The following is a 7,606-nucleotide window of genomic DNA, read 5'->3' as shown; positions in this document are numbered from 1 at the left end:
ATCAGGCGATGATCTTGGCAACCACGCCGGCGCCGACGGTGCGGCCACCTTCACGGATGGCGAAGCGCAGGCCTTCTTCCATCGCGATCGGGTTGATCAGCTTGACCGTGATGCTGACGTTGTCGCCAGGCATCACCATTTCCTTGTCGGCCGGCAGCTCAACAGCGCCCGTCACGTCCGTCGTGCGGAAGTAGAACTGCGGACGGTAGTTGTTGAAGAACGGCGTGTGGCGGCCGCCCTCTTCCTTGCTCAGCACGTAGATTTCGGCCGTGAAGTGCGTGTGCGGCTTCACGCTGCCCGGCTTGCACAGCACTTGGCCACGCTCCACGTCTTCACGCTTCGTGCCGCGCAGCAGAATGCCCACGTTGTCGCCCGCTTGACCTTGGTCCAGCAGCTTGCGGAACATTTCAACGCCCGTGCAGGTCGTCTTTTGCGTGTCGCGGATGCCCACGATTTCGATTTCTTCGCCGACCTTGACGATGCCGCGCTCCACGCGACCCGTCACCACCGTGCCRCGGCCCGAGATCGAGAACACGTCTTCCACCGGCATCAGGAAGGCGCCGTCAACGGCACGTTCCGGCGTCGGGATGTACGTGTCCAGGGCGTCGGCCAGCTTCATGATCGCGCCTTCGCCCAGGTCGCCCTTGTCGCCTTCCAGCGCCAGCTTGGCCGAACCATGGATGATCGGCGTGTCGTCGCCCGGGAAGTCGTACTTGTCCAGGAGCTCGCGCACTTCCATTTCGACCAGCTCGAGCAGCTCGGCGTCGTCGACCATGTCGCACTTGTTCAGGAACACGATGATGTAAGGCACGCCCACTTGGCGGGCCAGCAGGATGTGCTCACGCGTTTGCGGCATCGGGCCGTCAGCGGCCGARCACACCAGGATCGCGCCGTCCATCTGCGCGGCACCCGTGATCATGTTCTTCACATAGTCGGCGTGCCCGGGGCAGTCGACGTGGGCGTAGTGGCGGTTCTTCGTCTCGTATTCGACGTGAGCCGTGTTGATCGTGATGCCACGYGCCTTTTCTTCCGGCGCCGCGTCGATCTGGTCGTAGGCCTTGGCTTCACCGCCGAAGGCCTTGCTCAGCACCGTCGTGATCGCGGCGGTCAGCGTCGTCTTGCCATGGTCCACGTGACCGATGGTGCCCACGTTCACGTGGGGCTTGGTCCGCTCGAATTTTGGATTCAGCGACGCCATCGCCCCNGCGGTTCTTCGTCTCGTATTCGACGTGAGCCGTGTTGATCGTGATGCCACGYGCCTTTTCTTCCGGCGCCGCGTCGATCTGGTCGTAGGCCTTGGCTTCACCGCCGAAGGCCTTGCTCAGCACCGTCGTGATCGCGGCGGTCAGCGTCGTCTTGCCATGGTCCACGTGACCGATGGTGCCCACGTTCACGTGGGGCTTGGTCCGCTCGAATTTGCCTTTTGCCATTTTTTGCTCCTTGCCGTCGACGTCGACCGCCACCCGGGACCGGGCGACACAGTCACAAACAGGTCCACAGGGTCTAACAAATTGGTGCCCATAGCGCGGATCGAACGCGCGACCTCTCCCTTACCAAGGGAGTGCTCTACCACTGAGCCATATGGGCCAAGTATCTCTATCTGAACGATACCGACACAGGCTTGGTGATCACGACCACCAAGCCTGTGCGGGCAAGCGCCACGCCTGACCAAACACCTTCTGCAACCTCTGGAGCGGGAGACGGGAATCGAACCCGCGTCATTAGCTTGGAAGGCTAGGGTTCTACCATTGAACTACTCCCGCCCGGGAGCCTCACGCAAACTGCCTTTCGGGCGGCCTTGCGGGAGTCGAACACCACTCTCTCGAAACTGGCGCTGTGGTGGAGGGGGCTGGATTCGAACCAGCGTACTCGTAAGAGGGCAGATTTACAGTCTGCTGCCATTAACCACTCGGCCACCCCTCCGCAGCGAACTCGGGACTATACATCGTCTGAAGCTGGCTGGCAATCGGTCGACGCGATTCGCGCACCGGCTGGACTTTCCTCACGCGATTTAGAGCCCCTGACGCCCGGTGGGCCTCGATAATCGCAAGCCCGATTCCCTGTCATCACGAAAGCGATTCCCCATGAAAAGAACCATCGCAGTCCTCGGCACCGCCCTCCTGATGGCCGGTGCCGCCCAGGCCCAGAACCAGCGGCCGGGCGCCGACGTGCGGCCGTTCGTCGGCTTCGGCCTCACCTTCGGCGGCGACAAGCTCGAGTCGTTCGACTTCAGCAATGGCACCACCAGCGACGTGCGCGCCAGCGGCCTGGTCGACTTCCGCGGCGGCGTCGACTTCCTCATCTCCGGCCCGTTCTCGGGGCAGGCGAGCGTGGGCTACCACTTCGACTCGGCCAACGGCACCAATGGTGACTACACGTTCAGCCGAGTGCCGCTCGAACTGATCGGTTACGTGAGCGTGGCCCCGTCGTTCCGCCTGGGCGCCGGGCTGCGCAAGTCGCTCGACGTGCGCGTCGAGTCCGACGGCGCCGTGGGCGGTTTCGACTCCAACTTCAAGTCGAACACCGGCTTCATCCTCGAAGGCGAATACTTCCCGTGGCAGCGCGTCGGGATCAAGCTGCGCTACGTGAACGAGAAGTTCACCGGCAAGGACGGCACGTACCGCGGCCAGAAGTTCGATGGCGCCCACGGCGGCATCTACGGCGTCTACTACTTCTTCTGACCCCGGATCACCCGGCCCAGTCGATGGGCCGGCCGTGGGCCGCAAGGTAACGCGCCGCTTCGCCGAAGTGCCCGTTGCCCAGGAAGGGCACCGGCGGCCGCCGCGCCGACAGCGGCGACGGGTGGTTCGACATCAGCACCAGCGGGGCCGGGCCGCCCTCGGGCACGGCCGCGCGGATCATCCCCTCGAACCGCTGGGCGTGCGCGCCCCACAACAGGTACACGCAGGGCGATGGCCGCGAGGCCACCGCCTGCAGCAACTGCTCCGTGAGCGCTTCCCAGCCCTGGCGGGCGTGGCTTGCGGGCTGGCCGTCTTCCACCGTCAGGCAGGTGTTGAGCAGCAGCACGCCCTGGCGCGCCCACCCCGACAGGTCGTTGCCGGCGGGCGCCGCCCCCAGGTCGCGGCGCAGTTCCACCAGCAGGTTGCGCAGGCTGGGCGGCGTCTTCTGCCCGGCGGGCACCGAAAACGCCAGGCCGTGCGCCTGGCCCGGGCCGTGGTACGGATCCTGGCCTACGATGACCACATTCACGTCCGGCAGCGCGGTCAGTTCCAGCGCACGGAACACCTCGGCGGGGTACACGGTGGCGCCAGCCGCCACCCGCGCGTCCACGTACGCCACCAGCGCCTGGCCAGCCGCCGAGGCCCGCCACCGCGCCACCACCGGGCGCCAGCCGTCGGGCACGCGGTCAAGCAGTGCCGACAGCGGCTCGGCCAGGCGTCCAGCCTCGGGGAACAACGGCAGCGCGTTCAACCGAACAGGTCCGCCAGGGCCTGGCCCGGGTCGGGAGCGCGCATGAATGCCTCGCCCACGAGGAAACCATGCACGTTCGCCTCGCGCATGCGGGTGACGTCGGCACGGCCGAGGATGCCGCTTTCGGTGATCAGCAGCCGGTCGGGCGGCACCCGCGGCAGCAGGCCGACCGTGGTGTCGAGCGTGACCTCGAACGTGCGCAGGTTGCGGTTGTTGATGCCCACGAGTGGTGTCTTGAGCTTCAGCGCGCGGTCGAGTTCGGCCCCGTCGTGCACTTCCACCAGCACCGCCATGCCAAGCGCGTGGGCCTGCGCCTCCAGGTCCGCCATCAGCGCGTCGTCAAGGCAGGCGACGATCAGCAGGATGCAGTCGGCACCCATCGCGCGGGCCTCGAACACCTGGTAGGCGTCGACCATGAAGTCCTTGCGCAGCACCGGCAGCGCACACGCGGCGCGGGCCTGTTCGAGGAAGGCGGCCTGGCCCTGGAAGAACTGCACGTCGGTGAGCACGCTGAGTGCGGCGGCGCCGTGGCGCTCGTAGCTCTGCGCGATGTCGGCCGGCACGAAGTGCTCGCGCAGCACGCCCTTGCTGGGGCTGGCCTTTTTCACCTCGGCGATGACGGCAGCGCGGCCGGCGGCGATCTGGCCGCGCAGGCTGCCCACGAAGTCGCGGGTATCCGTGCGGCCTTCGGCGTCGCGGCGCAGCGACAGCAGGTCGCGGTGGCGGCGGGCGGTGGCGATCTCGTCGCGCTTGACCGCCACGATCTTGTCGAGGATGTCGCTCATGGCTGTTGAGGTTGGAGTTGACGGGTGGCCTGGACGAACTGGGCCAGCTTGGCACGTGCGCGGCCCGACGCCACGGCGTCGCGGGCGCGCTCGATGCCGTCGGCGATGGAGCCGGCCACGTTGGCGCAGTACAGCGCGGCGCCGGCATTGAGCAGCACGATGTCGCGCACCGGGCCAGCTTCGTTGCCGAGGGCCTGCTCGATGCAGCGTACCGAAGCGTCCTTGCCGGCCACCTTGAGCGCCGAGATGTCGGCCGTGGCCATGCCGAACTGGCTCGGGTGCAACGCGTACTCATGCACCTCGCCGCCGCGCAGCTCTCCGATCAGCGTCTCGCCGGAGATCGAGATCTCGTCGAGGCCGTTGACCCCGTGCACGATCATCACGTGGTCGGAACCGAGGCGCTGCAGCACCCGCACCTGGATGCCCACCAGGTCGGGGTGGAACACCCCCATCAACTGGTTGGGCGCCTGGGCCGGGTTGGTGAGCGGGCCGAGGATGTTGAAGAGCGTGCGCACCCCCAGTTCCTTGCGCACCGGTGCGGCGTGTTTCATCGACGCGTGGTGGTTGGGTGCGAACATGAAGCCGATGCCGGTCTCGTCCAGGCAGCGGCTCACGTTTTCGGGCGACAGGTTCACCGTCGCGCCAAGCGCCTCCAGCACATCGGCACTGCCGGTGCTGGACGACACGCTGCGCCCGCCGTGCTTGGCCACCCGCGCGCCAGCCGCGGCGGCCACGAACATGGCCGCGGTGGAGATGTTGAACGTGTGCGCGCCGTCGCCCCCGGTGCCGCACAGGTCGACGAGGTGCGTCTTGTCGGGGATGGCCACGGGCGTGGCGAACTCGCGCATGACCTGCGCGGCCGCCGTGATCTCGCCGATGCTTTCCTTTTTCACGCGCAGGCCCATGGCCAGCGCGGCGATCATCACCGGCGACATCTCGCCCGTCATGATGCGGCGCATCAGCGCCAGCATCTCGTCGTGGAAGATCTCGCGGTGTTCGATGACCCGTTGCAGGGCCTGGGTGTCGGTGATCGCCATCTCAGTGCCCCCGGGTGCTGTTCAGGAAGTTCTTCAACATCGCGTGGCCGTGTTCGGTCAGGATGGACTCGGGGTGGAACTGCACACCTTCGAGCGGGGTGGGCGTGCCGGCAAGTTCGGTGTGGCGCACCCCCATGATCTCGTCGTCCTGGGACGTGGACGTGATCTCCAGCAACGCCGGCAGGCTCGACCGCTCGATCACGAGCGAGTGGTAGCGGATCACCGTGAAGCGCTCGGGCAGGTCGGTGTAGACGCCCTTGCGGTCGGTGGTGATGACGTCGGTCTTGCCGTGCATCTGCTTTTTCGCGCGGATCACGTTGCCGCCCAGCGCGGCACCGATGGCCTGGTGGCCCAGGCACACACCCAGGATGGGCAGCTTGCCGGTGAATTCGCGGATGGCGGACACGCAGATGCCCGCCTCGGCCGGCGAACACGGCCCGGGCGACAGCACCAGCTGGGCGGGCTTCAGGTCGGCGATGCCTTCGAGCGTGATCTCGTCGTTGCGGAACACGCGCACGTCTTCGCCCAGTTCGGCGAAGTACTGCACCAGGTTGAACGTGAAGCTGTCGTAGTTGTCGATCATCAGCAGCATGTCAGAAGCCCTCCTCGACGAGTTCGGCGGCGCGCAGCAGCGCGCGCGCCTTCGCCTCGGTTTCCTTCCATTCCAGCTCCGGCACCGAATCGGCGACGACCCCCGCCGCGGCCTGCACGTACAGCATGCCGTCCTTGACGATGCCGGTGCGGATCGCGATGGCCACGTCCATGTCGCCGGCAAAGCTCAGGTAGCCGCACGCACCGCCGTAGATGCCGCGCTTGACGGGCTCCAGCTCGTCGATGATCTCCATGGCCCGCACCTTCGGCGCACCGGTGAGCGTGCCCGCCGGGAAGGTGGCGCGCAGCACGTCGAGGCTCGTCATGCCGTCCTTCAGCAGCCCTTCCACGTTGCTGACGATGTGCATCACGTGCGAATAACGCTCCACCACGAACGCCTCGGTGACCTTCACGCTGCCGGTCTTCGCGATGCGGCCGATGTCGTTGCGGGCCAGGTCGATCAGCATCACGTGTTCGGCACGTTCCTTCGGATCGGCCTGCAGCTCCACCTCGAGGGCCTTGTCTTCCTCGGGCGTGGCGCCACGCGGGCGGGTGCCGGCGAGCGGCCGGATGATGACCTTGTCGCCCTCGGGCGTGTGTTCCTGGCGCACCAGGATCTCGGGGGATGCGCCCACGATCTGGAAGTCACCCATGTCGTAGAAGTACATGTAGGGCGACGGGTTCAGCGAACGCAGCGCGCGGTACAGGCTGAGCGGCGATTCGGTGAACCGCTTTTCCATGCGCTGGCCCACCTGCACCTGCATCATGTCGCCGGCGGCGATGTAGTCCTTCGCCCGCAGCACGGCGGCGATGTAGTCGTCCTTCGCGAACCCGCGCGTCACCGGCTGCACCGGGCCGCGCTTGACGCTGGGAGCCACCACGCTCTCCTGCAGCTTGTCGGCCAGCTGCGCGAGGCGGCGCTGGGCGTTCGTGTATGCATCGGGCTGGCCCGGGTCGGCGTAGACGATCAGGTGCAGGCGCCCCGACAGGTTGTCGATGACGGCCAGTTCCTCGCACTGCAGCAGCAGGATGTCGGGGGTGCCCAGGCGGTCGGGCAGCCGGCACTGCGCGAGGCGGTGTTCGATGTAGCGCACCGCGTCGTAGCCGAAGTAGCCGGCCAGGCCGCCGCAGAACCGGGGCAGGCCCGGGCGCAGCGCCACCTTGAACCGCTGCTGGTAGCCCGCGATGAAGTCGAGCGGATTGCCTTCGGCGGTTTCCACCACCACACCGTCGGTCACCACCTCGGTCTTGAAGCCCGTGGCCCGCAGCAGCGTGCGCGCCGGCAGGCCGATGAACGAGTAGCGGCCGAACCGCTCGCCGCCCACCACGGATTCGAGCAGGAAGCTGTTCTTGCCACCGCCCGCGCCATAGGCGAGCTTCAGGTACAGCGAGAGGGGGGTTTCCAGGTCCGCGAAGGCTTCGGCCGTCAACGGGATGCGGTTGTAGCCTTCTTCGGCCAGGCGATTGAATTCGGATTGGGTGATCACGGGTCAGGGCCCTCCACGGCCCGGCGGGCGGCCAATGCGCGCCCGCGTGTGATTGATCGGCAAGGGGCAGCCTGTTGGCTGCCGATGACGCCGGAGGGCACCGTGGATCCGCCAAGGGAACCCGAGACGCGCCCGCGGCAAACTCAAACCAGCGTGGTCCGGCCCCGCCAGGGCCAGGCTCCCCGGTCGTGCGACCCTTTGGTTTGCTTGCGCGCGATGAACATCGAAAAAGTGTAGCAGGCTCGGCAGAGTCGCCAGGTTTCGCAGCGCAGGC

The 7,606-nt window shown here is 67.0% G+C and carries 7 protein-coding genes, 3 tRNA genes and 1 pseudogene; 1 reads left to right on the top strand and 10 read right to left on the bottom strand.

The genetic code is table 11. From position 1 onward, the window contains the following. Position 1 precedes the first annotated feature (1 nt). The 5 genes and pseudogenes from tuf to ASC87_RS11570 all read right to left on the bottom strand — a co-directional run bounded on the left by tuf (position 2) and on the right by ASC87_RS11570 (position 1,923). Complete coding sequence (gene tuf, locus ASC87_RS11585; RefSeq protein WP_056661182.1) at positions 2-1,198, bottom strand: elongation factor Tu; 1,197 nt, start codon at positions 1,196-1,198, stop codon at positions 2-4. 7 nt (positions 1,199-1,205) lie between these two features. Then, positions 1,206-1,430, bottom strand: a pseudogene (locus ASC87_RS31780) (GTP-binding protein); the annotation flags it as partial. Between the two features lie 82 nt (positions 1,431-1,512). Further along, positions 1,513-1,587, bottom strand: a tRNA-Thr gene (locus ASC87_RS11580). A 102-nt stretch (positions 1,588-1,689) separates the two neighbouring features. Further along, positions 1,690-1,763, bottom strand: a tRNA-Gly gene (locus tag ASC87_RS11575). A 74-nt stretch (positions 1,764-1,837) separates the two neighbouring features. Then, positions 1,838-1,923, bottom strand: a tRNA-Tyr gene (locus tag ASC87_RS11570). Positions 1,924-2,084: 161 nt separating this feature from the next. Between ASC87_RS11570 and ASC87_RS11565 the strand changes: the two genes are divergently transcribed. Further along, on the top strand, positions 2,085-2,681 hold the full coding sequence (locus ASC87_RS11565; RefSeq protein WP_056661179.1) for a hypothetical protein: 597 nt from the start codon (positions 2,085-2,087) through the stop codon (positions 2,679-2,681). 7 nt (positions 2,682-2,688) lie between these two features. Here ASC87_RS11565 and ASC87_RS11560 read toward each other — a convergent pair whose 3' ends face one another. Genes ASC87_RS11560 through trpE form a run of 5 tightly spaced genes read right to left on the bottom strand, consistent with a single transcriptional unit; the run spans position 2,689 to position 7,332 of the window. Beyond that, positions 2,689-3,432 carry a uracil-DNA glycosylase gene (locus ASC87_RS11560; RefSeq protein ID WP_369820753.1) on the bottom strand — a complete coding sequence of 248 codons (744 nt, stop codon included), beginning with the start codon at positions 3,430-3,432 and terminating at the stop codon, positions 2,689-2,691. Next, positions 3,429-4,217 (bottom strand): indole-3-glycerol phosphate synthase TrpC, encoded by a 789-nt coding sequence (trpC, locus tag ASC87_RS11555; RefSeq protein WP_056661176.1) that lies wholly within the window; start codon positions 4,215-4,217, stop codon positions 3,429-3,431. Before trpC ends, ASC87_RS11560 begins: the two co-directional genes overlap by 4 nt. Then, on the bottom strand, positions 4,214-5,254 hold the full coding sequence (gene trpD, locus ASC87_RS11550) for an anthranilate phosphoribosyltransferase (RefSeq protein ID WP_056661173.1): 1,041 nt from the start codon (positions 5,252-5,254) through the stop codon (positions 4,214-4,216). The genes trpC and trpD overlap by 4 nt, the downstream gene beginning before the upstream one ends. A 1-nt stretch (position 5,255) precedes the next feature. Continuing rightward, a complete protein-coding gene (locus tag ASC87_RS11545) occupies positions 5,256-5,846 on the bottom strand; it encodes an aminodeoxychorismate/anthranilate synthase component II (RefSeq protein WP_056661170.1) in 591 nt (196 codons plus the stop codon). Between the two features lies 1 nt (position 5,847). Continuing rightward, positions 5,848-7,332: an anthranilate synthase component I gene (gene trpE, locus ASC87_RS11540; RefSeq protein ID WP_056661167.1), complete on the bottom strand. Its 1,485-nt coding sequence runs from the start codon at positions 7,330-7,332 to the stop codon at positions 5,848-5,850. Positions 7,333-7,606: the final 274 nt, after the last annotated feature.

The organism is Rhizobacter sp. Root1221 (assembly GCF_001425785.1).
In the GTDB taxonomy this organism is placed as follows: Bacteria; Pseudomonadota; Gammaproteobacteria; order Burkholderiales; family Burkholderiaceae_C; genus Rhizobacter.
The sequence above is the reverse complement of the archived record's forward strand: the minus strand, read 5'-3'. Positions and strand labels throughout refer to the sequence as shown.